Source organism: Bacteroides thetaiotaomicron VPI-5482 (assembly GCF_000011065.1).
GTDB classification, from domain to species: domain Bacteria; phylum Bacteroidota; class Bacteroidia; order Bacteroidales; family Bacteroidaceae; genus Bacteroides; species Bacteroides thetaiotaomicron.
Genome location: NC_004663.1, coordinates 1346833 through 1371649 on the forward strand (window position 1 = coordinate 1346833; position 24817 = coordinate 1371649).

At 41.6% G+C, this 24817-nt stretch carries 25 protein-coding genes, 1 tRNA gene and 1 pseudogene; 14 read left to right on the forward strand and 13 right to left on the reverse strand.

What is annotated here, in order from left to right; all coding sequences use genetic code 11:
- Positions 1 to 118: 118 nt before the first annotated feature.
- Together BT_RS05330 and BT_RS05335 are read left to right on the forward strand one after the other, a co-directional pair.
- A complete protein-coding gene (locus BT_RS05330; protein WP_008763528.1) occupies positions 119 to 1078 on the forward strand; it encodes a hypothetical protein in 960 nt (319 codons plus the stop codon).
- Between the two features lie 241 nt (positions 1079 to 1319).
- A complete protein-coding gene (locus BT_RS05335) occupies positions 1320 to 2279 on the forward strand; it encodes a helix-turn-helix domain-containing protein (protein ID WP_008763527.1) in 960 nt (319 codons plus the stop codon).
- A gap of 105 nt (positions 2280 to 2384) precedes the next feature.
- Here BT_RS05335 and BT_RS05340 read toward each other — a convergent pair whose 3' ends face one another.
- The 9 genes and pseudogenes from BT_RS05340 to BT_RS05380 all read right to left on the reverse strand — a co-directional run bounded on the left by BT_RS05340 (position 2385) and on the right by BT_RS05380 (position 12210).
- Positions 2385 to 3338, reverse strand: a complete 954-nt coding sequence (locus BT_RS05340) for a FimB/Mfa2 family fimbrial subunit (protein WP_008763526.1) — start codon at positions 3336 to 3338, stop codon at positions 2385 to 2387.
- A gap of 219 nt (positions 3339 to 3557) precedes the next feature.
- A complete protein-coding gene (locus tag BT_RS05345) occupies positions 3558 to 5258 on the reverse strand; it encodes an Mfa1 family fimbria major subunit (protein WP_011107602.1) in 1701 nt (566 codons plus the stop codon).
- A 36-nt stretch (positions 5259 to 5294) separates the two neighbouring features.
- Positions 5295 to 6816: pseudogene (locus BT_RS05350) on the reverse strand (DUF3868 domain-containing protein).
- Between the two features lie 11 nt (positions 6817 to 6827).
- Complete coding sequence (locus tag BT_RS05355; RefSeq protein ID WP_011107605.1) at positions 6828 to 7397, reverse strand: DUF3575 domain-containing protein; 570 nt, start codon at positions 7395 to 7397, stop codon at positions 6828 to 6830.
- A gap of 14 nt (positions 7398 to 7411) precedes the next feature.
- Complete coding sequence (locus BT_RS05360) at positions 7412 to 9238, reverse strand: hypothetical protein (protein WP_011107606.1); 1827 nt, start codon at positions 9236 to 9238, stop codon at positions 7412 to 7414.
- 13 nt (positions 9239 to 9251) lie between these two features.
- The gene (locus BT_RS05365; RefSeq protein ID WP_011107607.1) at positions 9252 to 9596 is read right to left on the reverse strand and encodes a hypothetical protein; all 345 of its coding nucleotides are present in this window, start codon (positions 9594 to 9596) and stop codon (positions 9252 to 9254) included.
- A gap of 359 nt (positions 9597 to 9955) precedes the next feature.
- Complete coding sequence (locus BT_RS05370) at positions 9956 to 10498, reverse strand: IbrB-like domain-containing protein (RefSeq protein ID WP_008763520.1); 543 nt, start codon at positions 10496 to 10498, stop codon at positions 9956 to 9958.
- Complete coding sequence (locus BT_RS05375; protein WP_008763519.1) at positions 10495 to 11799, reverse strand: DUF3440 domain-containing protein; 1305 nt, start codon at positions 11797 to 11799, stop codon at positions 10495 to 10497. Before BT_RS05375 ends, BT_RS05370 begins: the two co-directional genes overlap by 4 nt.
- 3 nt (positions 11800 to 11802) lie before the next feature.
- Positions 11803 to 12210 (reverse strand): hypothetical protein, encoded by a 408-nt coding sequence (locus tag BT_RS05380; protein WP_008763518.1) that lies wholly within the window; start codon positions 12208 to 12210, stop codon positions 11803 to 11805.
- A gap of 472 nt (positions 12211 to 12682) precedes the next feature.
- Here BT_RS05380 and BT_RS05385 point away from each other — a divergent pair, with 472 nt between their 5' ends.
- The 6 genes from BT_RS05385 (at position 12683) to BT_RS05410 (ending at position 16761) form a co-directional block, all read left to right on the forward strand.
- Positions 12683 to 12832 (forward strand): hypothetical protein, encoded by a 150-nt coding sequence (locus tag BT_RS05385; RefSeq protein ID WP_008763517.1) that lies wholly within the window; start codon positions 12683 to 12685, stop codon positions 12830 to 12832.
- Positions 12833 to 12891: 59 nt separating this feature from the next.
- Positions 12892 to 13446 (forward strand): DUF4251 domain-containing protein, encoded by a 555-nt coding sequence (locus BT_RS05390; protein WP_011107608.1) that lies wholly within the window; start codon positions 12892 to 12894, stop codon positions 13444 to 13446.
- A 102-nt stretch (positions 13447 to 13548) separates the two neighbouring features.
- Positions 13549 to 14193, forward strand: a complete 645-nt coding sequence (locus BT_RS05395) for a DUF4136 domain-containing protein (RefSeq protein ID WP_011107609.1) — start codon at positions 13549 to 13551, stop codon at positions 14191 to 14193.
- A gap of 11 nt (positions 14194 to 14204) precedes the next feature.
- The gene (locus BT_RS05400; protein ID WP_008763514.1) at positions 14205 to 14840 is read left to right on the forward strand and encodes an outer membrane beta-barrel protein; all 636 of its coding nucleotides are present in this window, start codon (positions 14205 to 14207) and stop codon (positions 14838 to 14840) included.
- A gap of 111 nt (positions 14841 to 14951) precedes the next feature.
- Entirely contained in the window at positions 14952 to 15989 is a 1038-nt protein-coding gene (locus BT_RS05405; protein ID WP_011107610.1) for a sensor histidine kinase, read from the forward strand.
- Positions 15982 to 16761, forward strand: a complete 780-nt coding sequence (locus BT_RS05410) for a LytR/AlgR family response regulator transcription factor (protein ID WP_011107611.1) — start codon at positions 15982 to 15984, stop codon at positions 16759 to 16761. Before BT_RS05405 ends, BT_RS05410 begins: the two co-directional genes overlap by 8 nt.
- 137 nt (positions 16762 to 16898) lie before the next feature.
- On the opposite strand, the gene BT_RS05415 is transcribed toward BT_RS05410, so the two are convergent.
- Positions 16899 to 16972 (reverse strand) — tRNA-Asp (locus BT_RS05415).
- Positions 16973 to 17129: 157 nt separating this feature from the next.
- Here BT_RS05415 and BT_RS05420 point away from each other — a divergent pair.
- Together BT_RS05420 and BT_RS05425 are read left to right on the forward strand one after the other, a co-directional pair.
- Positions 17130 to 18446, forward strand: a complete 1317-nt coding sequence (locus tag BT_RS05420) for an aminotransferase class I/II-fold pyridoxal phosphate-dependent enzyme (protein ID WP_008763512.1) — start codon at positions 17130 to 17132, stop codon at positions 18444 to 18446.
- Between the two features lie 150 nt (positions 18447 to 18596).
- A complete protein-coding gene (locus BT_RS05425; protein WP_008763511.1) occupies positions 18597 to 19187 on the forward strand; it encodes a YqgE/AlgH family protein in 591 nt (196 codons plus the stop codon).
- Here BT_RS05425 and BT_RS05430 read toward each other — a convergent pair.
- Genes BT_RS05430 through recR form a run of 3 tightly spaced genes read right to left on the reverse strand, consistent with a single transcriptional unit; the run spans position 19184 to position 20833 of the window.
- Positions 19184 to 19723: a GNAT family N-acetyltransferase gene (locus BT_RS05430; protein WP_008763510.1), complete on the reverse strand. Its 540-nt coding sequence runs from the start codon at positions 19721 to 19723 to the stop codon at positions 19184 to 19186. The two genes, BT_RS05425 and BT_RS05430, sit on opposite strands and share 4 nt — an antisense overlap.
- 6 nt (positions 19724 to 19729) lie before the next feature.
- Positions 19730 to 20179, reverse strand: a complete 450-nt coding sequence (locus tag BT_RS05435; protein ID WP_011107612.1) for a hypothetical protein — start codon at positions 20177 to 20179, stop codon at positions 19730 to 19732.
- A gap of 36 nt (positions 20180 to 20215) precedes the next feature.
- Positions 20216 to 20833, reverse strand: coding sequence for a recombination mediator RecR (gene recR, locus BT_RS05440; protein WP_008763508.1), 618 nt, complete (start codon positions 20831 to 20833; stop codon positions 20216 to 20218).
- An 88-nt stretch (positions 20834 to 20921) separates the two neighbouring features.
- Here recR and BT_RS05445 point away from each other — a divergent pair, with 88 nt between their 5' ends.
- The 4 genes from BT_RS05445 to BT_RS05460 all read left to right on the forward strand — a co-directional run bounded on the left by BT_RS05445 (position 20922) and on the right by BT_RS05460 (position 24805).
- Positions 20922 to 22376, forward strand: a complete 1455-nt coding sequence (locus tag BT_RS05445; protein WP_105100249.1) for a sodium:solute symporter — start codon at positions 20922 to 20924, stop codon at positions 22374 to 22376.
- A gap of 123 nt (positions 22377 to 22499) precedes the next feature.
- A complete protein-coding gene (gene yihA / locus BT_RS05450; RefSeq protein ID WP_008765852.1) occupies positions 22500 to 23108 on the forward strand; it encodes a ribosome biogenesis GTP-binding protein YihA/YsxC in 609 nt (202 codons plus the stop codon).
- 6 nt (positions 23109 to 23114) lie between these two features.
- Positions 23115 to 23714 (forward strand): DUF4923 family protein, encoded by a 600-nt coding sequence (locus BT_RS05455; RefSeq protein ID WP_008765853.1) that lies wholly within the window; start codon positions 23115 to 23117, stop codon positions 23712 to 23714.
- Positions 23715 to 24409: 695 nt separating this feature from the next.
- On the forward strand, positions 24410 to 24805 hold the full coding sequence (locus BT_RS05460) for a DUF1573 domain-containing protein (RefSeq protein ID WP_008763504.1): 396 nt from the start codon (positions 24410 to 24412) through the stop codon (positions 24803 to 24805).
- Positions 24806 to 24817 lie beyond the last annotated feature (12 nt).

Sequence of the window (24817 nt, forward strand, 5' to 3'; positions counted from 1 at the left end):
ACAATTTTAAAGGTGGATATTTTTTAAGAAAAGCAAAAATAAAATAGTTTCAGTTTCCGAAACAACTTTCCTGTGTCAAGTGTTATTAATAGAAACAAACCACTAATTCAATAGGATTATGATAATGAATGAACTTAATACAAACCTGATAGAAGCGGCCAAAGAAAAGTTCCCTGCAAAAGGACAATTGGCAAATATATTAATGGATACCCTTTATATGGGTAAGGAAGCTATCTACCGGAGGCTGCGTGGCGAAGTCCCCTTTACATTTCAGGAAGCAGCCATTATTTCAAAAGAACTGGGGATATCCCTGGACAGAATTGCCGGAGTTAGCTTCAGCAACAATGCAATGTTCGATATCAATGTAGTAGATCATGGCAACCCCTTCGAAACTTACTATGATTTCCTCAACAAGCACGTCAAGTTATTCCATACGCTGCGGGAAGATCCGAATGCCTCATTAGGTACAGCCTCCAATGTAATTCCGCAGACACTATATCTGAAGCACGAACTTCTGGCCAAGTTCCGTTTCTTCAAGTGGATGTATCAGAATGAACATATTAAGTGCAAACATTTCGAAGAACTGGAGATTCCTCAAAAGATAATCAATGTCCAGCAAGATTTTGCGAAACTTTCGCATCATATTCATTCTACCGATTACATTTGGGACAGCATGGTTTTTCTTCATCTTATCAATGATATACAGTATTTTTCCGACATACATCTCATTTCAGACGAAATGAAGCAAAATCTGAAAGAAGAATTGCTGATACTTACAGATGAGTTGGAAAGGCTTGCTATAAAAGGAAAGACAGACTTTGGTAATGATGTGCATATTTATGTGTCACAAATCAACTTCGAGGCGACTTACAGTTATCTCGAGACAAGTACACTACAACTTAGTCTGATACGTGTTTATTCCATTAATTCACTCACTACACAGGACGTTCAGATGTTTCAAAGTCTGAAAGAATGGATTCAGTCATTAAAGAAATTCTCTACACTCATCTCAGAAAGTGGTGAGATGCAACGCATCCAATTCTTTAATCAACAGCGCGAAATCATTGATGCTCTATAGAGTTCTTCCTAATTTCGATAATCGAAACTAACTGAATTTTATAATTCCAAATCATGAAAGTAGACAAGCTTATTGCCTACTTTTTTCCATTATACGTTCTTTTTCTATCTCTATTCTATCAAATGAGAAAAAGCTCTTACTCTTCAGAACTGTTTTCCCACACAAAACTCTCGTTTACATGCCGTAATTTTGCATAGAATGTATCACATAAAGTATTAACGTATATAAAAGAGAACAAACAATGAAAAATGGTATTGTAAACGAGTTGATTACTGCAATGAAAGAACGGATCCCCAAAGGACAAAATCTTGCCAATTCTCTGGCAGACATTTTGTATATGGGTAAAGAAGCCGTCTATCGCAGACTACGGGGTGAAGTAGCTTTTACTATCGACGAAGTAGCCCTTCTGTCTAAAAAACTGGGGATTTCTATTGATCAGATTATAGGTAACCACCTTTCCAATAGAGTTACTTTTGATATGAACCTGCTGCATTCGCCCAACACTTTAGAAAGTTATTATGAGATTATCAGCCGTTATCAGCAGATATTCGATTATGTGAAAGGAGACGATACGACGGAAGTATATACAGCTTCCAACCTTCTTCCCTTCACTCTTTATTCATCTTACGAATACATGTCTAAGTTCCGCCTTTGCCGATGGATTTATCAGAACGGGCAAATGAAAACACCGAACTCACTGGCAGAGATGCAGGTAGAAGACAGAATCGTGAAAGCGCATAATAAGCTGAGTGAAAGTGTAAAGCAATGTCGGAAGACCTATTTTATCTGGGATAGCAACATCTTTCTTTCCTTTGTCAAAGAGATCAAGTATTTCGCAAGTCTGAATCTGATTACGGAAGACGACGTGGCACACCTGAAAGATGAACTCTACCAATTGCTTTCAGTCATGGAGACACTATCTGTTAAGGGAGAATTCAGTGAGGGGCGAAAAGTCTCTTTCTATCTCTCAAACATTGATTTCGAAGCGACTTACACCTACATAGAGAAACAAGACTACCAAGTCAGTTTGCTCCGGGTGTATTCCATCAATTCGATGGATTCGCAAAGTCCGCAAATCTGTCAGATACAGCGGAACTGGATTCAATCATTGAAACGACATTCCACACTAATTTCAGAAAGTGGAGAAGCCCAGCGTATCGAGTTCCTGCAAAAGCAACGTACAGTGATCGATACTCTCTAAAGTACAAACAGCCCGGATCATTATCGACCCGGGCTGTTCTCCCTTCAGGATATTACTATTTATCCTGTCCCACTAATAATAGTTCCCCACTATTCTTAGATCATTCTATTGATTCTCTTCCTGAATGCGATGCACCCATCCATTGACAACAATCTGTACAGCAAGCCATGATTCAGACAAGAAAAAGATTATATGATAGTTGCTCTGTCGATCCAGATATTCTTGTGTGCTCAGATTTTTACCCTCCGCATTGGTCATAGCAAGATAATCAATCAGATTTATATCGAACACTCTCTTTCCGGATGCTTTTTCAGTAAGCACCAAACGAGTTTTCCGGTCTTCCATCAGCCTCATTGTATTCATGTCTACATAGGCAGTCGCAGGATCCTTCTGTTCCATATAGTAAGGTCGGAAACTCAACACATCATCATCCAGTAATGAATTATCATGTCCCAGATGTCCATTGGATTCTATAATCTCATAGTCATAGTCATTCATATCCAGTGTCCAGCTGCCTGTATAAGACTGGAAGCCAAATCGTACGATTTTTGTATCTCTGATCAGATTTATCGTCTCAGTCTGGTGGACGGTCCCATCGAAGTTGACATTGATGACTTCACCATACCAGAGCGTTTCCATCCTTTTATTGATGATGAGAGAGGCTTCACGTTTTAGTTTCAATTTTAAATCCGTAAGAGTAGAGACACCAGGTGTCAATGAAGTGATATCATATGAATCACGTGCACCGGCCCATGCCATAAACTGATATTGTCCGACAGGAAGTTCAACTTCCATCAGATAATTGCCGGTAGACAATGCACTTCCCTCTTCAGCTTGTTTAAACAGATATTTCCCATTCTTATCAAATACATAAAGTTCTACTTTATCTACCTGAGCATGAAACGCATCCGCAAACTCCATGTTATAGTCATACTTGAACTTCACTGACAAGCGGCATTCCGGCAGGTCTTCATTAAAGCTGTCGCATGAAGCTACTATCCCGGAACTCATCAACAGAATACCTAAGGCAACGTAACATATAAGGCTTTTTAGATTCATATTTTCCTTTTTTTCAATTATATATAGAGGAAAAGAAATAATCTCTTTTCTCGTTATTTCCTAATTCAGAGGATAGAATACTTTATTGATTCCATCAAAAGTAATATCCCGAAATTTTAAAAAGTTTTCGGCAACTTTGAAAATATTGGGAGTAAAGTTGTGGGAGAGTTTCTCCCACAACTTTTATTTGAAAAATCTATTTCTATTACTAATTCCGAATTACATAATTTCCTCTTGAGTATACCAAGTCCAAGGATTAGGTATAATTTCAATAGACAACCAGCCTTCGTCACTCTCATCCGGCGTTCCTTCGTCCGGATCCGGAATAGCCGGATATCCTGGATTGTTAAACTTCTTAACATTGATATCGTAAACAGAGTTACGAACAACTCCAAATTCACCTAATTCATTTGTTACAGCACTGGTATCATCATGTTTGATCATAATTTTGTAGTAACTTACAGCACCTACATAATAAGTAAGACCTGTTACAGTTATAGCTCTGTCTTTAGCTGCAACATTTCCTACATTAGCTTTTGTTGCTTTAAAATCGTCAACAAGACTGGTAATAGCTGTAGCATCAGCTGTAGCAGGAAGGCTAATTTCACCTACACCAACAGCAGCTAAATATCTATTATACGCAGTAGTACGAGCAGTCGGGAAGGTAGTAGGCTCTTTATCAGCATATTTAGCTTTCAATTCTGCCTCAATCCACTCCATTAATGTAGCAAAAGTATAGAAGCCACCATTGATTAACATCCAGTCACCGACAAGTTTCGGATCTGTTTCCTGAGCTGTAGATGGAGTACCATCATTTGGCGCAGGTCTGCCATATTCAGACGGAATGAATTTAGCCTTCAACAGTACATGTGTAGTATAAGCATGTACATTATGAGTTGCAGTCTGCGTATTTTCAAGACAATATTCAGCAACTTTATTCACCGTAGTTGTAGGATCATTCCAAATTGAAGGAGCTGAAGTACTGGTATAAGCATTATAGTTAGCCAAAGCTTGAGTACTATAGTTAGGGTCAACTCTGTATGAACCGATCTTATACTGGTCAAACGGAGTAATACATGTACCACGAGCACCTAAAGGTTTATTAGCAGGAGTCTCATTCCAAGTCAACGTTCTCTTAGATACAGGGAAGAATGTCTTGTTAGTAGCATTCAACACCCATCCCGCATCCGAAATAGTTGCCTTTGCATCAGAATCAGCAGTAACATATACACGAACTTTTGATACAACACGGTCAATTCTGATAGATATTGGATTATTAGTAGCTGCTGTCTCAGTTGCATAAAGAGCCAAATCGACAGGAGCACCAAATGTCCCTGAAGCTTCATTTTCATCTGAAGGTTCCAACGAACCCTTAGCGTTAGACATCATAAATTTACCAGCAGTTGTCATAGAAGCCGAAGTATCGTCAAGAGCTGCATTTACTGTTGCATAAGTCGTTCCAACAGGCCATTTTTGATCTGTCTCACTAGCAGTCTTTGCTTCAAATTTAGGAGATGGATTCGCAATAATCAATATTCGTTTAGAAGTTGCAGGGACTTTAAAAGCCTTACCTGCAGCCCCACTAGGAATACCATTGGCATCAAGACCAGCTTCGTCATTATCCAATGTCAAGTCAGCAGTTACAGTTGCAGCATCCTCATTCGCATTTGCCGTAAAGAATATGGCACGCACTGTAGTGATTTTTGATTCGTCCTCTGTTGCAGCTTCCTGATTCGGGTTATGCAATCCACGAGTTTGTACCGGAGTCTTTACAGCTAATGCCACCCATGCGTCTCCTGTCGGGTCTGTCACCAATTGATTATCATCACCTGGATTCCCAGTCGGCACTAAATCTTCGTTACTACAAGCAGCAAAAGCCACAGCAGCAAGCGCTAACATAAAAAAATTCTTTTTCTTCATTGTTTTTACAAATTAATAAAAGCGTTTGTAACTAGTTTATTTATCCCTATTTTCTATTTTTTCTATTTCAGCTGCATTCGTTTTTTTCTTAGCCAGTTCCTCCAAATTCTGTCCGGCAGCTTGCAGACCCGATTTGGCTGCGGCTTTCAAATATTCTTCCGCATGTTCATACTCTCCTTTTAATAACATTAATACACCCATAGCATTGCTATACTCAGGCAGCTGCTTATTGACATTTACCATATTCAGATAGCGTTCCGCAGATACCAAGTCATTACGCGAAAGAGCAGCAGCGGCAGCATTAATACTGGCGATCTCATCCTTCGGATACATTCGGACCGCAGTCTCGAACACATCGATGAATTCCTGAGAACCCTTCGGATAGCTGTTGGCAACCATAAACATTTCATTCAGGCTCAGATTCTGAGGACGTGTCTTTATGATCTCTTTCGCTTCGTCCAGATTAAAGTTCTTAATCTCATAATTCACCTTACAAATAGCCACACGAAGACTTGGGAATATATATTTCAACATATATCGATAAGGTACTCCGCCACGAAGCTGCATCAACTTAGCTTCCCTACCTTTTTCAACAGGGATATCATTGATAATATTCAGCGCTTCATCTTTATATTCAAAATCAATCGTATCCAGCGCCTTCACCAGTCCATCCCAGTTTTCACCACCAAAGATGATATAATACTGATTTCTCGAGAAATCGTATCTGGATGCCAGATAATCACGTAGCGCCATCGCACGTCCTTCGGACAGACGTTTGTTATTTGCCAATGATCCTTCAGGTGAAGCATAGCCTACAATATCCAATTTGTTTACCTTGATACTAGGATCAGACTTCAATTCATCAATCATCGCACGGATCTTAGCCAGCTCCTTCGGGTTATTCATATATTCCGGACGAATATTAATCTTGTTCACCTCGAAGTCAAGGAAACATTCCGCCTGTATATCACGGCTCTTCACTTCTTCCGCTTTAGGCTGCAAATAGGCAAAGAAAGGTGTTACCACGTAAGGTACTAATATACGTTCCAGTTCAATATCCCCAAGTGGTTCCACATCCATCAGCTGAATTTCGCCGCAGCCGCATTCGTCGCGCTGTACGTCCACCCGGGCATCGTCCATCCACGATTCGTAAGGCAATATATATCTGTATCGAATCGTATCATTTCTTTTCTTGCTACCCTGTTTCCACCACATAAGGTTTTTCGTAGCTATCCTTCTCCTTCGCACTCATCAATGAAAGCCAGCGTTCATACGCCAGGTATTCATTATGTCCCTTGATGGATACTTTCGGAAGATTGTAAGTATATGCAGGAGCAACCAGTTGCGGAATAAAATCCACTCCGTGTGCCGATTTGACCTTTACATCCTCCAGAACGAAGTCAATATTTATATAAACCGATTTACCGCGCTGTTCCAACTGTACCGGTACTACAGAGATAACCCCGTCATAAGAGCGTGTCTGGGCAACTGCCGAATTTATATTCTGACATAAGATAGCCAATACACACACGATGAATTGTATACTTCTGTTCATCATTCTATTCTACTTTATTTAATTACGTAAATAAGTGACACACTCGCTTTGGTGGGACCGAAATAGTTTTTACTACTGTCTTTCAGTTTGGTACCACACGCCCTGCACGGATATTTGTCATATACAATATGTGCATACCCCACTCCTACCGATGCTTCGATGCTCCAGCGTTTCTTCAGAATCCATGAATGACCGACGGAAACACCCCCGCCATACAGATATCCCTGATAGCGGCTGTTCTGCATATTCTCACTAATAAACGACCAGTCCGGGAACCCACCGACATTGAAGTCCGCATAATGTCCATGCACTCCGATGAACGTACGTCTGAACTTCTCACAAAACCAGTAGCGGACTTCCGGCTGTATTCCCCAATGGCGCAGACGTCTTCCGTTGTCCGGCTTCCAGGGATTATAGTTCACCGGAACGTCCAGCGTCCACTTACGTGCCAGTCCGAATTCCAGCCCGAGATTCATGGTAGTCGTAGCGTCATATAGAAGGTTGCTTTTAAGCGCAACTTTCTGAGCTTTACTCTCGATAAAACATCCGAGCACCAATACTATGAGTATACTAACTTTCTTCATTTATCTTACGTTTATTAATTACCCTTTTGAGTGATATCAATTTTGATACGCTTCACCGTACTTTCACCTGTATATAAACTACCGGGCATAATTGTTGTCAGATACACGATACCGTTTCTCGTTGTTGAAGCCGTATTAGGCATTATTTTAATATAGATATGCCCGTCTTCCACTATGATTTTATCCGTATCATTTCTGTCCACCATCGAAGATGGCAGTAATTTTATCCATTCCTTAGGATTGTCAGTACCATCTTCCACCTCCCCGGTAAGGCAATGATAATCCACCTCACCAGTCGTCGGAAACGGATAACTATTGGCAGGCATGTATTTAAGTATGGTACCGCCGGCATCAATAGCCGCTCTTCGTCTGATATGAACCTGTTTTTCCAAATTTCCAAGTTTTAATGTTATATATGCATTCACTTTATCTCTTCCCTCAAAACTCTGCCCCACTTCACTATACATCAGCCAGCTTTGTATCAATACACTGACCGGAGTGACACGTGGAGAAGTGCTTGCTACTATAGGCAATTTTCCGTCAGCGGGACTGCTTAGCGCAAACGAATTATCAGCTTCGGCCATATTGTCGGTTATTGTACGCGCATCCGGAAAAGCCTTTTCACAATCCGTTATCACTTTAAAAGCCTCATAAGTACTCGCATCATCCGGAGAATAAGCTATAAAGACAGAATTACTCACACCCAGATAATAATCATTGTTAGCTATAATCTCATAAGAATTACTGTCGTCCACTGTAATTTCAAAATCCAGATCCGTATTCGACGGTTTAGAAAGCTTTGCATCCGCTACGGTATCATACCCCCGTCCATGCACTTTCTTTATTGTAAAAGTATACGCATGATTCCGATATATATTCATATAGTTCAGATCCTTATCTACTATCGCCATTTTGTAATAATAGCTTTTGGTTTCATAAATTCCCTGAATGATCAGATATGTACTATAAGTCTGGGTATTGGTTTCATAGATATAAATAGGACTGTTTTCGGTACTTTGTTTATTGGTTATCGTTTCTGCTGACACCAAAGGCAACGAGCATGAAGCATCGTATTGATAATTCGTCAAATTACCAGCATTGCCCATAATAGAAGCAGGGATAAGGTTATGCAACTGCCCCTGTCGCGGAACGTTTGCCACAGCAGACACTCCTTCCAGTTCAAAGTTCGATGCTTCATTAACAACCACGATTTTGGCAACCGCCCGAAGAAGCATCAACGAACTCCCGTCACTCTTTTCTATCTTCGTTGTATTATCCACCTTATCTACTTCCAGCAAATAACTCATCGGTATCGTCTCACCCACACCGCTGAACGGGATGCGGGCAGGAGAAGTACTTGCCGGCTCCGTCAGCAAGTTCGTACATGCAGTAGCCAGGGTAGTTGTTCCCTCAATCAACTTCTCAGTAAGTTGTGACTCATTGAAAACATATCCCGTAGAAGCATTTCCGTAATAAAACTGAGCCATCGGATTAGCTAATATCAGCAACTGGTACTTACTTCCATCAGTCCGCTTAGTTAAAAGGACATATCGCTTTCCTGCAAACTCGAAGGCCTGCACAGCTTCTACAAAAATAGCCCCTGTGCCACTCCCTCTGAACACGAGTACCCAGGGAGTCATTTCGACCGTATTTTCATCCCCTAGTGCCCTGGTCGAAGGCAGGCGGTATGAATTCGCCCGTGCAAAAATCTCAAGCCGCACCTTGTCTTCCGAAATATCTCCCGGATCATCCGGCTCTCCCGTCAACAATGTTTCATGCTCACAGGCGGATATCAGTAAGATGATCACCAGACCAAATATCTTCATTATATATTTCATCATTTTCTTCATCTTTTCACGCAACGTATTGATAATTAACCTCCTGTATCATCGGAATTAATTGTTCGGACAAGGAATAGCGTTCTGAATACACAATATCATTCAGATTATCATAAGCAGTAATATAATTCAATTGGTTTATTACGGGAATATTATACGGTTCATTGGCAAAAAATACAAAATCATACGTTTCCGGATTGACTAGATGTGTACTGCTCTGAACACCTATTCCTCTGATCGAAATAAATGTCCCTTTGGCAGTAGTATTATTAGTGAAAGTATCATCCATACAAGATAATATAGCTACTAATAATAAAAGGTTGAACAACCCAATATTCACTTTAAATCCCTCTAATCTCATTAAACATTCGTATTTACCTGACATTGGTACTCAGTCAAGCCTTAATCTGTAATCAGTCAAAATCTCATAATGCAAATGTCGGGATATTGCATGACTCTGCGAATTTCATTCATTTCTCATACAGACAATGAAAGTTATCTTATATGGCTAATAAAGAGGTCGTCCGAATGGAATATTGCGAAATCTAAAAATAAGGAGTAGTAAAACAGGCATTTTGCACTATTAGAATAAAAAAAAGACAAAAGTTTCAGCATTCGAAACTTTTAGTGTGAATTAATATAAATAAATTCCATAATAAAACAAGCCCCCGGATAATCTCATCCGAGGGCTATGTTATATACTATGATACAGGTGAAAAATCAGAGTGTTTTACGTTCTGTCTCCGTAGGTGCCACCTCATCCGGGATACTGAACTCCCGGTTGGCAAACAAATCCGCCAGTCCCGAAATCTGCTTCAAACGCAGCAGTTCATCCCGATCCATTCCGATATTTTTCATAATCCACTGGTCGGACATGCCGGCTCTGTCCAATTCTGCTACAATGTTACACATCAGCTCAATATTATGCATCCCACGGGCACGGTTGTGCCGGATGGTAGAGCTCATACGATTGGACAAATCCTTATCGATCACCACAATCGGAAGCAATCCGTTCTCACGCTTATAAATCCGTTTCGATGTCTTCAATACCGTATATCGGTGATAACCATCTACGAGGATATAATTATCTTCCTCTTTATTGTAATAACATACACAAGGCATTGTAAAACCGTCTTCCCAGATCGAAAGCTCCAGTAACTTCATTTCGGGAGGAGCTACGACATTCGGGTTATAATCGTTCGCTAATACTTTTTCTACGGGCACTGCTTTCACCTCGTAGACCGGACTTTTATCTACACTCATGATACTATGATTCTATATTGTTCCATAACTTGACTTCTCTTACTCATCTCCTCTTTGGTCGGCGAGAATCCCATGTATTTGCAGGCATGGTCATTCTTGAGGATACAGATACACATACGCTTGTAAGTCGGTATTTCCCTAAATTCCGGAATATCGATATCATCCTGATATTCCATGCGCACCGGCTTCTTGTATGTCTTATAGTTGCTATTGTCCATCACGATAATCGGCACTTTGGCATCAATCAGTTTCTGAATGGTGGAATCACTCAGACAGCCTCCTTTGGTTCGCCAAAAATGTACACTGACAGACAGTTTACGCAGATACCCCTTTCGGGCCCGTTCCGGCAAGGTAGAGAGCAGGAAGTACATAAACTCCCTCCAGGTGTACCCTTCCGGAAGTTTCACCATCTGCCATCCCATAGCGTGCGTGCCTCCATACATACCGGTGAAGTTCACGCCATTCACCCGTCCTATCATCTTCCCCCAGGTGTTAGGGTCAAGCACCCGGTAGAGCGCCAGACTCTCCTGCGCTTCATTGATGAACGGGCTTGCTACCCGTTGACGTTCCAGATTGACTCCGGCACGATAATACAGGTCATACAGTACATTATAGTCCCACTGGAATTTTCCGTTTGCCGTCCACACATCCGTCGTCTTCCAGTCGAAGATGGGATAGGCATTATAGATGTCATTTCCGACCTTTGAAGTCCATCTATACTTATGATACATCTGGAATTTGCGGCTCATATAGATACATCGCCAGCGGTTAAAACTTTCCTGCGTACGGATACCGATCAGACAGCAGGTGCGTACCGCATCCTTTTTCTGATGGAGCCACTGCGCAAAACGCATCTGAAATTCATAATCCCACATGGTCGTATTGTAAAAAGGAAAATCCTCCTTCTTCATGGCCTTCTTAGGCATGGAGCGTACCCAGATATCTTTCTTGTTATCCTCCCAGGGCCGCCAGAAGGACTGGTACATAGATGTACACGTAGATACCCGGAAAGGCACGCACACACGGTATACATCCAGGATGTCCTTGTTCGCCTCCAGTATCCTGTCCACATAGTCGATGGTCATCTTGTATTGAATCTCATAGTCCATGTGAAACACTCCCAAACGTATTTTCAGATTATTCCGCCTGATGTAGTCGATACACATATTCAGCAGAACCCCACTATCCTTTCCTCCCGAGAAAGATACATAAATATTATCAAACTCGTTAAATATTACTTTCAGTCGCTCTTGTGCTAATTCATATACATTTTTTGTTCCTGTGATTGTTTTTTTTCCCATAATTCATCTGTTCATTTTTACATAGCGTGTCCACTTCTTGTCCATAGATGCAAACTCGAATTTCTCAAAAGTTTCCTGATCTTGTATCAGCGTGACAGAGTTAAGCGTCCAACCCGCAGGTATAAATGCCGTGACTACAGAAGATAGCAGAAGCGACAAGATCTCTTTTCGTTTCTCGTCCACCGCAGCTACATAATAATTATTAATGACAGCCTTTTTCCCGCTTTTCTGTTCAACCGGAATAAAGCCTATCACATCTCTGTTATCAATCGCAATGTACCAAACAAAATCTTCGCTTGTCTTGAACGGATAGTTATTATTTGCACGTATTACATCCGGATCCATTACTAGAGGCGCCAAAAGCTGATATAAATGTTTGTCTTTTCCTTTTAATTGTATTACCTGTATCATAGCATTCAAAAATAGACAGACAAAAATAGGTAAAATTTCCTCGTTTCAGCACAAAGCATGCGTAAAAAATTTATTTTTTAGCAATTCCCCCTCTTGTTTCATAATTATTTCCAATTCTCCCACCATCTGATGAGTGCATTAATCCAATCGTATTTTTATGTTCCGACAGCCGATTACTTTATACAAAGCAATATGGTTTCTTCCTTGTCCCTGCAATATTTTCTCAATCCTTCTTTCCCTTTCCAGTAAAGTCTCTTCATTATTTTCCACATGAAACTTTTTATTATACCTATTTCCATTATACTTATAAAAAACAATCCCTTTTTGCTTCCGGAAACGGAAACAAAGACTATTTTTTTCAATTGGGTATAGCCGTAACAGATCGGTAATTCTCTTCACGATTCTATCAAGAAAATTTCGTTACATCACTTGTACCGACCTCAATACAGATCTCAACGATATAGCAGTACGTATGTATCCAACTAACGAAACGGCAAACCTGAATAGCATCAATTATCTGCTGAATGGTATCCAGAAACAGACTTTTCACGACTCAGCACACCATATCTACAGTTGGGAAATTGCCGTTTACGATTCAGTAAAAAAAACCGGAAGAAAATAAAATCGGCGCACTATCTTTGAACCAAAGAAAAGAAAAAGTATAACTCAAAAAGTACAATTATGAAAAAGTTATCAATCTTATCAATGTTGCTATTATTCATTAGCATGGGAAACATTCAGGCACAAACTGTCAAAGAAGAATCCCGCAAACAAAAAAAAGCTGAACAAGAATTACTCGACCAAATGTTTTTCGATGAAGCTAAACAAGCTATAGAAATGAAAAACTTCATTTTGGAAGCAGATCATGTTATGTTTAAATATGGTACCACAGCTTTCGTTTCTCCCAACACAAATTTTGTAGCGGTAAAAGGTAATAAAGCTGTGGTTCAGGTAGCCTTCAATATTCCGATCAGCGGTCCCAACGGTCTAGGCGGCATTACTGTCAACGGGAATATATCCAGATATAAGCAGACTACCGACAAAAAAGGTAATATATCCGTTTCGATGAACGTAATGGGAGTCGGAATATCAGCACAGGTGAACATCCGCTTGAATAAAGGAAGTAATAACGCATCGGTAGACATAAGTCCGAACTTCAATTCAAACAACTTTTCATTAACAGGAAGTTTACTCCCAATGGCTAAGGCCAATGTATTCAAAGGCAATTCACTCTAAGGTAGAAAATGTGTGTTTAGTAAATAAACAAGTTAAAATATTTTAGCTGACTATAGGCATTAAATTAAAAACAACTATGGTTTAACACTTAAAAGAAAGAATATGAAAAAGTATCTGTTTATAGGATTAATGGCAGTACTTGCCACTTCGTGTGAAAAAGATCCGGATTTAAGTAAGCTTGACAATAATTTCACAGTTTACACCAATTATGACAGCAAAACTAATTTCAATGATTTCAAAACTTATTGTTTGCCCGATAGTATTCTACTGATAGGACAGGGAATGAAGGCGGAGTTTTGGAAGGATGAGAATGCACAAGAAATTATTAAGCAGGTTGCTGATGAGATGGATACCCGTGGTTATACAAGGGTTAAAGTGATTAAGAATGCTAACATTGGGTTACAGCTCTCTTTCACGCGCCAAACAACCCAAATAATAGGAACCGGCGGATGGTATGGAGGCGGATGGTATAACGGCTGGTGGGGACCCGGTTATTGGGGACCATATTGGAACGACTGGTATTATCCGTATCCTGTAACTTATAGTTATAATACAGGAACATTGATAATGGAAATGGTAAATTTGACAGACCATCCCGAGGATACAAGTCAGAAAGTAAAGTTACCGGTAATCTGGCATTCATACGCAACCGGACTATTATTTGAGAATTCCAAATATAACATGCAACTAACGTTGGATGCGGTCAATCAAGCGTTTGACCAATCTCCTTATATCAAGAAATCCTAAAAAGCAAAATTATGAAAACAATAAAATTTATTCCGAAGAAAAAGTATATTCTGGCATTCATGATATCGGGCCTGTTTTATTTCAGTAGTTATGCACAGGATATCAGCGATAGATTGCATTTTAATGTAGACTGGCAGATGAATGCTCCTCTCAATACGAATTTTGCCGATAAAATCAGTGGTTGGGGTATGAATCTGGAAGGAGGTTATTTCCTTACTCCACACTGGAGTCTGGGGGCTTTCCTTGATTTCCATACAAATCATAAATATGTTCCGCGTCAAACCATAACTGAAGGTACTGCTTCGTTGACTACTGACCGACAAGAGTCGGCTTTCCAGCTACCATTCGGGCTTGCCGCTTCATACCGATTTATCAGCAATGGATGCCTGAAACCTTATGTTGGCACCAAGATAGGAACCATGTATGCCCAAAATACAACATATCTGAATACTATAAGTCTGACAGATAAACCCTGGGGGTTCTATGTCTCTCCAGAAATTGGAGTGAACATTTATCCGTTTTCCCAAAGCCGATTTGGTTTCCATCTGGCTGCATATTATAGTTATGCCACCAACAAAAGCGAGTTGCTGACCGGTTGTCAGGATGGAAATAATAATATTGGATTCCGCTTAGGTGTTTGTTTCTGACATGATCTAGATTCTCTCAAAAAGACAAGAGGAAGTACAAAATGTTATAGTTACTTTTGGCGACCTCTTGTTTTTTTGTTAAATTTGTAATATATAAAGTCTACGTTCAATATGCGGCAAAAGTTCAATTATCTGTTTATTGGTTTGCTATTCTCAGGATTGGCATTTTTCTCATATCTGTTTCTCTTGCTTTATTCCGACTTCACCCCGCAACATCTGGAAGTACTGATTTCTTTCAAGTCATTTATCCTGATACTTGCCGCCTTTAATTTAGTCGGTTTCGGAGTATTAATGATCCACAACTGGCAAAAGCGAAGCTTTCAGTTTCTGGTCAAACGAAAAGAGCGATTGATTATCGATTGCATTCTGACGGCAATTATTCTGTTTTTAATGAATTATCTGGTCTTGTCAATAGTCAAAGCCATATTTGAGGTTCCTGCACCATTTACTCTGAAAGGGTCCGGGCTGAGAATGATAGCCTTAGTCTGGCTGGTAGAAATGGTAATAACCAACCTTACTTTGACTATCAATTTTTACAGGCAGCTAGTTCTTCTGCACGAAAGAACGGAACAAGTCGAAGAGAATTCCATTAAGGCACAGTATGCAGCTTTGCAAAATCAGCTGAATCCTCATTTTCTCTTCAACAGTCTCAATACACTTATATCCGAAATAGAGTATGCTCCCAAAAACGCAATTCTATTTACCCAACGTTTGTCTGATGTATACCGATATATATTACAAAGCCAGCAACAGCGTCTGGTTACTATAGAATCCGAACTCTCTTTCATCGACTCTTATATTTTTCTTCATAAAGTCCGTTTAGGAGACTGCATCCGGATAGAGAATAGAATAGAAGCTGATAATTATGATTTGAAACTCCCCTCATTAACCCTGCAGCTATTGGTAGAAAATGTCATTAAGCATAATATAATTAATATGGATATGCCAATGAATATTTTGATCGATTATGATTCTGAGAATGGAAGAATATTGGTAACCAACAAAATCAGGATAAAGCCCAATGTGGTCAGCACCGGCATGGGATTAAAGAATCTTTCAGCCCGTTACCTCCTGATATGCAATCAGGATATTACCATAGAAAACAATACGAATTATTTTACCGTTAAAATCCCAGTACTGAATGAATAAAATTACAGCAGTCATTATTGAAGACGAAATTCCGGCCGCCCGTCGGTTAAACAATACATTAAATGAGTTACGCCCCGAATGGCAAATTACAGTATTACCCGGTAGTGTAAAGAAGAGTGTAGAATGGTTTGCGGAAAATCCCCATCCGGATCTTGTTTTTCTCGACATACAATTGACAGACGGCATTTCATTCACATTCATCGAACAGGCACAACCAGAAAGTACTATCATTTTCACCACTGCGTATGATGAATATGCCATTCGGGCATTTACAGTCAACAGTATCGATTATTTACTTAAGCCGATTGATAACATCCGACTGGAAGAAGCAATTGTAAAGTTCGAACATCTGACTACCAAATACCTGAATCAGGGGCAAAAGCCAATTGACTTAATGGAAATTTTACAAAACATCACCCAACCGGGAAAGAAATACCGTACCCGTTTCCTAATCTCAGGCGATGACAAACTTTTTACCTTACAAGTGGAAGACATTGCTTATTTTTATTCAGAAAATAAAATAACCTTTGCCGTAACCAAGCAAAATAGAGAATTTATCATTGACCTTTCTTTGGACAAGCTTATGGAACAACTCGATCCGGATGTTTTTTTCCGAAGCAATCGGCAAACAGTAGTTAGCATCAATGCCATCGTAAAGGTTGAGTCATATTTTCTGGGAAAAGCAATCTTACATGTAAAGCCGCCTTTTAAAGATAAGATAATTGTCAGCCGTGACAAAATAGCTCCTTTAAAACTTTGGCTAAATTATTAAATTTCAGCAGAGTTAATTCTGCATGTCTCAATATTCATATTCCCAATCAATTGCTTTTTCACTCAGTAAGATTAATAAGAAAAGCTCCGATCCCGTTAAGAACCAGAGCTTTTCCTAATTATAAAAATCAAAAGAAGCGGTGCGTACGGGACTCGAACCCGTGACCCCATGCGTGACAGGCATGTATTCTAACCAACTGAACTAACGCACCAAAATTTCCTTTTTAATTCGCATCTCTCTCGATTGCGGATGCAAAGGTAGACATTTTTTTGAAACCTACAATAGCAAGAGTATCTTTTTTCTGAAAAAGTGTGTTTATTAAGAATTATCATGTACATTTGCAAGCATTACTATAAATAGAAAATAGAATGAAAAATACACCAATCGAACGAAATGTGATTGACGAAACGATTAATGAGTTTCAAATTGTCGACTTTTCGAAGGCTACTATCCGTGAAGTGAAAGCGATAGCTTCAAAGGCGGAAGCAGTATCAGGCGTTGAATTTATCAAGATGGAAATGGGTGTTCCGGGACTTCCGGCCTCTGCCGTAGGAGTAAAAGCGGAAATCGAAGCGCTGCAAAACGGAATTGCCAGCCTGTATCCCGATATCAACGGATTGCCGGAACTCAAAAAAGAAGCGTCCGACTTTATCAAAGCATTCATCAATGTAGATTTAAGCCCGGAGGGATGCGTACCCGTTACCGGCTCTATGCAGGGAACATTCGCTTCGTTCCTTACTTGCAGCCAGTGCGATGAAAAGAAAGACACGATCCTGTTTATCGATCCGGGATTTCCCGTACAGAAACAGCAGTTGGTAGTGATGGGACAAAAGTATGAGACATTTGATGTCTACGACTACCGCGGTGACAAGCTGAAAGAAAAGCTGGAAAGCTATCTGAGAAAAGGAAATATATCGGCTATTATCTACTCAAACCCCAATAACCCGAGCTGGATTTGCCTGAAAGACGAAGAGTTGCGCATCATCGGCGAACTTGCCACCCAATATGACGTAATCGTACTGGAAGACCTGGCATACTTTGCAATGGATTTCCGTCAGGATCTGAGCACTCCTTATCAAGCTCCGTTCCAGCCTTCGGTAGCTCACTACACAGATAATTATGTGTTGCTGATTTCCGGTTCCAAAGCCTTCAGCTATGCCGGACAACGTATCGGCGTGAGCTGCATTTCCGATAAGTTGTATCACCGCAGCTATCCCGGACTGACGAAGCGTTATGGCGGGGGAACATTCGGCACGGTCTTCATCCACCGCGTACTCTATGCACTGTCTTCCGGCACAAGCCACTCCGCACAGTATGCGATGGCTGCCATGCTGAAAGCTGCCAATGAAGGTCAATACAACTTCCTCAGCGAAGTGAAGGTATATGGTGACAGAGCGCAGAAGTTAAAAGAGATTTTCCTCCGTCACGGATTCTATCTGGTATATGACAATGACTTGGGCGATCCGATTGCCGACGGATTTTACTTCACCATCGGCTATCCGGGAATGACAAGCGGCGAACTTGCCAAAGAACTGATGTACTATGGAGTGAGCGCCATTTCACTGGTCACCACCGGAAGCCACCAGGAAGGATTACGCGCGTGTACCTCTTTTATTAAAGACCACCAGTACGCACAGCTCGACGAAAGAATGAAGCTGTTTGCCGAACATCACCCGATTGCCTGACAGCCAAATAGCGTATTTATGCCGGAACTGATGTTCATGTCAGATGCGAATATTCATAAAAGCTGCTCTTAAAACAAAAAAAAATGGGAAAGTATGGCTATTATTCCATTTCTTTTCTTATATTAGTGGCACGAATATCAATCTGATGGCATGAATATAGACTCTGACATATTTAAAATTCAATCGAATAATGTATTGCCATCACGAGGAAAGATTCTCATCTCCGAACCTTTCCTTCGTGATGCCACATTCGGCAGATCTGTAGTTCTGTTGATCGACCATACCGAAGAAGGCAGCATGGGGCTGATTATCAACAAACAACTGCCGATATTTGTCAACGACATTATCAAAGAATTCAAGTATATCGAAAATATACCTTTATACAAAGGCGGACCTATCGCTACAGATACCCTGTTCTACCTTCATACACTGGCAGACATTCCGGGTGCCATACCTATCAGCAAAGGACTGTATCTGAACGGTGACTTTGATGAGATAAAGAAATACATACTGCAAGGAAACAAAGTAGACCGCTACATCCGCTTCTTCCTGGGATACTCCGGCTGGGAAAGCGAACAACTGAGCACCGAACTCAAAGAGAACACATGGCTCGTCTCCAAAGAAGAGAATGCCTATCTGATGAACGGAGACACCAAGGATATGTGGAAACAAGCCTTGGAGAAACTAGGCAGCAAGTATGAAACCTGGTCACGCTTTCCGCAAGTGCCGACTTTCAATTAATGTCTCTTCGGATTCAGATACTGGAAGATAGCAGCATCTTTGTAACATCCACCGACCTGTAACCAATCCTTCAACAGTCCGCATTGGACGAAACCGCAGGAAGTAAACAGTTTCATACAGACTTCATTGTCCGTAGCCACATGGGCATAAAGTTGAGTCAGCGACAAGAAATCGAAAGCATACTCGCACAGCAACTGCAAAGCGTCCGATGCGTAACCTTGCCGGCGATAGTCTTTATGAACGGCTATGCCGACCTCACCACGAGAGTGGAGAGGAACAAAATCCGTGATATCAATCGTCCCCAATATCCGATGATCGGACTTACTCATTATCATCAGGCGCAACTGCTTGTCGGCAAACACATCACACTGGGAACCCTCTATATATTGCCGGAGCACGTAGCGTGAATAAGGAACGGTAAAATTACTGATATCCCACATGGAAGGGTCATTCTCCATCTCATACATCACATCCATATCTTCCGGCTCTACCGCACGAAGATAGATGCGGTCATTACTTAAAAAAGACTGTTTCATACCGGCTTATTCTTTATTAATATGGAGTTCGTTACGAAGTCTTTTCTCACTGGGCAGACAAAAAAGGGAAGCGGTCAGCCCGATCAGCATACAGAGATTTCCGGTGTTGCTAAGAGTCAGATAATAGCATAATACGTTGAGGACGATAGCCACTTCGAGCAATCCGAGGCGTACCATGCTCCACTGCACATAACGCTTCAATGCAAGAGGAATCGTCAGGAGGTCTATCTTCTTTTTCAGTACCAGACTGAACAGTTTCAAGGCAAGCGGCACACACAAGGCGGTCAGCAGGATGCCTGCCGTCTCCAGATAATAGGTAGCCTGTGCATTATCGACCAAAGCTCCCACAGGAAGAAGGTCGAACTCCCCTGCCCCAAGCAAAAAGGCGGGAAGCACCCAAAAGAAAACATAACTGATATTCAAATTTCTCACTGCGCGTTTTATCTGTTCTTCCATGTTAGTTACGATATGCGTTCAAATAATTAAGTTAGATTATACGGTTCCGGTAAAAAGAGTCCGGTTGACAATACTGCGTCCCAAAGTGATCTCATCGGCATACTCCAGTTCGTCGCCAACGGAGATGCCCCGTGCTATTACGCTGAGTTTGACACCCATCTTCTCCAGTTTACGGTAGATGTAGAAGTTGGTGGTATCTCCTTCCATCGTCGTGCTCAAAGCGAGGATGACTTCCTTGATTCCTCCTTCGGACACCCGCTGCACGAGACTTTCTATTTGCAGGTCGCTCGGTCCTACCCCGTCCATCGGAGAGATCACTCCGCCCAGTACGTGATAAAGCCCCCGATACTGCTGGGTGGCTTCTACCGCCATCACGTCACGGATATTCTCTACCACACAGACAGTAGAGGCGTCACGCTGCGGATTGGCACAAATCTGACAAGTCTCGGTATCAGATATATTATGACATACTTTACAGTACTTTACTTCACGTTTCAGCGTAATGATGGAGTTGCCGAATGCCTCCACAGTAGCCGTGTCCTGCCGGAGCAGATGTAATACAAGCCGCATTGCCGTCTTGCGCCCGATGCCCGGAAGTTTGGAAAATTCGCCTACTGCCTTTTCGAGCAGTACGGAAGGATATTGTTGGTTCATAGATTACGAATGAAATTCTATCTGTTTCGGGCGCAAAGATACGGATTATTGTTTTTAATACAAAGAAAGTATTACCTTTGCAGCCGATATGATGATATTAGTCATTATTATATGCTATTTTGCGGGCTTGTTGTTAATAGCCCACATTACCGGACATAAAGGCGGATCAAATGCAGCGTTCTTTAAAGGAGAAAACAAATCACCCTGGTATATAGTCTCCTTCGGCATGATTGGCGCTACAATTTCCGGCGTGACTTTCGTATCCGTACCGGGCATGGTTCGCGGAATGGACATGACGTATATGCAGACCGTATTCGGATTCTTCTTCGGCTATATGATCGTAGCACACATATTGCTGCCTCTTTACTACAGGCTGAATCTGACAAGTATCTACGGATACCTCGGTACACGCATCGGCGTGAATGCCTACCGCACCGGCTCTTTCTTCTTCCTGCTCTCCCGTATGCTGGGAACGGCAGCCAAACTGTATCTCGTCTGTCTGATCCTGCATACGCACGTATTTCAGGATATGCACATCCCTTTCTGGGTGATTGCCGTCGGCTCCGTGGCCCTCGTGTGGATATACACCCACAAAAGCGGCATCAAGACAATCGTATGGACGGACACCCTGCAAACATTCTGCCTGATCGCAGCCCTGCTATTCATCATCTACTTCACCATACAGAAGCTGGATGTAGGCTTCGACGGCATCGTACAGACCATCCGCCACAGCGAACACAGCCGCATCTTCGTATTCGATGACTGGATGTCCCGTCAGAACTTCTTCAAACAGTTCTTCAGCGGCATCTTTATCGTCATCGTCATGACCGGACTCGATCAGGACATGATGCAAAAGAACCTCTCCTGCCGCAATCTGCACGAAGCCAAAAAGAATATGTACTGCTACGGATTCTCATTCATCCCGCTGAATTTCCTGTTTCTGTGCCTAGGCATTCTGCTGATCGCATTAGCGGGACAAATGCAACTGGAACTACCGGCCATGAATGATGATATCCTTCCCATGTTTGCCACACAAGGATATCTGGGACAGTCGGTACTGATTCTTTTTACCATCGGCATCATCGCCGCAGCTTTCAGCAACTCAGACTCCGCGCTGACCGCCATGACCACCAGCGTATGTATAGACCTGCTGAACACGGACAAGGACACGGAAGAAACAGCCCGCCGCAAAAGAAAGAAAGTACACCTGTCCCTCTCCATCCTGCTGGCTTTCTTTATCTGCCTGGTGGAGATGCTGAACAACAAAAGCGTGATTGACGCGATCTACATCATCGCCTCCTACACATACGGGCCCTTGCTGGGTATGTTCGCCTTCGGACTGTTCACCCGGCGCCGGACTAAGGACCGGCTGGTCCCGCTCATCGCCATCGCCTCTCCGGTGCTCTGCTACGCTCTGGACTGGTGGATAAACAAAGAAACCGGATATAAATTTGGCTATGAATTGCTAATGTTGAACGGAAGCCTTACCTTTGCGGGGCTCATGCTGCTGTCCGGAAAAGAGAAAACGGTGGAAACGCCTTGAAAACAGGCGTCCGGAGTTTATAATAAAAAGTAGTGGAGTTTATTATAAACGTGACCATAGTTTATTATAAACGATAAGAGAGTTTATTAGAAGTAGAAAAACAAAGAAATAAATGACAATAAAATGGAAATAACGAGTGCAGAATTTGTGATTAGCAACACGGACGTGAAGAAATGTCCGACTGGAGTATTTCCCGAATACGCCTTCATCGGGCGGTCGAATGTAGGAAAGTCGAGCCTTATCAATATGCTGACTGCCCGCAAAGGACTGGCGATGACCTCTGCCACACCGGGAAAGACAATGCTTATCAACCACTTCCTGATCAACCAAAGCTGGTACCTGGTCGATCTTCCCGGATACGGCTACGCCAGACGCGGACAAAAAGGAAAAGACCAGATACGTACCATCATCGAAGACTACATCCTCGAACGGGAACAGATGACCAACCTGTTTGTACTGATAGACAGTCGCCTGGAACCGCAGAAAATAGACTTGGAATTTATGGAATGGCTGGGCGAAAACGGCATCCCTTTCTCCATCATCTTCACCAAAGCAGACAAACTGAAAGGCGGACGTCTGAAAATGAATATCAACAACTACCTGCGTGAACTGAGCAAGGAATGGGAAGAACTTCCCCCGTATTTCATATCTTCTTCGGAAAACCGCACAGGACGCACGGAAATCCTCGACTACATAGAAAACATCAGTAAAGAAGTCTATAAAAATAAGTAAACGAAAATGAAAAAGAACATTTTATTTATTGCATGGGTTGCATTATTCTCACTCTTTGCAAGCAACAGTCAGGCACAATCATTAAAGGATCTGCTCAACAAAGACAACATCTCCAAAGTAGTAAATGCCATCACCGGGACACCCGAAACGATAGACATGACAGGTACATGGACTTACAGCGGTTCGGCAGTAGAATTTGAATCGGACAATCTGCTGATGAAAGCAGGAGGAGCCGCAGCCGCCACGATGGCAGAAAACAAATTGAACGAGCAATTGAGTAAAGTGGGCATCAAAGAAGGACAAATGAGCTTCACGTTCAACGCCGACAGTACTTTCACCAGCACCGTCGGAAAAAAGAAACTGAGCGGCACTTATTCGTACAATGCTTCCACCAAGCAGGTAGACTTAAAGTACTTGAAACTGCTGAATCTGCATGCGAAAGTGAACTGCACTTCCAACTCTATGGATTTATTGTTCAACTCCGACAAGCTGCTTAAATTAATGACATTCCTCGGCAGCAAGACAAACAGCACAGCACTGAAAACTGTCAGCTCACTGGCTGAAAACTACGACGGGATGATGCTGGGATTCGGGTTGAAGAAATAGTGTTTTATTTGCAAAACCAAAAGCTCTGAAACGCCTTCTGGCAGGGCTCGAAAACCGAATCCTAACCGAAAGGGAAACCGAACCTTAACCAGTAGAGAAGAGTAGAGTATATAATTCTATTCTAAAGAAATAGAATTACTAAGAAAGAGAAGAAAGAATTTCGCCGCCGCCGATTCACTTTCGGTGTAGAAATGAATCAGACCAGTTCATCTTTGATTCGATGTTCTCTCTGTTCTCTACGTTGTTGAATGCGTTTGTACAACTTAACAATAAATGCTATAAAGTAATTCAACTCATAAAAGGGAGTCATATGATAGAAATCAAGTTTTGTTTTCATAATAGCTGGATTTTATGGGTTTGTTCCAAATATAGTAATTTTTTATGCGATAAACAAAAAATATGAGTATTCATTAGCGTGTTGAAATGAATTAATTTAGCGAACAGAGATCGGCAGTATTCACCTCGGTGCTCACTTCTGCTCGTCTCGGTGCTCAGCGTTTTTCGCCTCGCTGCTTACTCTCATTCAGCTCGGCGCTCAGTGTTCCCCACCTCGGTGGTCAGGATTGCCAAGCCCAAGGACGATGATAAACAGAAGTTATTTTATTCCCTTTTTCGATAAAATTAACTCTGCCGACGGGATAATTTCAGGGAAAAGCGTTACCTTTGGCGTTTGTAATCAATAAAAAGAAGGAAAAATGAAAAAGATACTTTTTTTAATGACCTTGTTAGTGGTAGGAGTAAGTTTCGCTTTTGCCCAGACTAACGCTGATATCAAGTTTGACAAAACAACACACGACTTTGGAAAATTCTCAGAAAACAGTCCGGTAGTAAGCTGCGTATTCACTTTCACTAATATCGGTGATGCTCCTTTAGTAATTCATCAGGCGGTAGCGTCTTGCGGATGCACAGTGCCCGAATATACCAAAGAACCGATCCAGCCGGGAAAGAAAGGTACAATCAAAGTAACTTACAACGGAACAGGTAAATATCCGGGACACTTCAAAAAGTCGATTACCCTGCGTACCAACGCAAAAACCGAAATGGTACGCCTCTATATCGAAGGCGATATGACCCCGAAAGACGAGAAGTAAGAAAAAATAGAC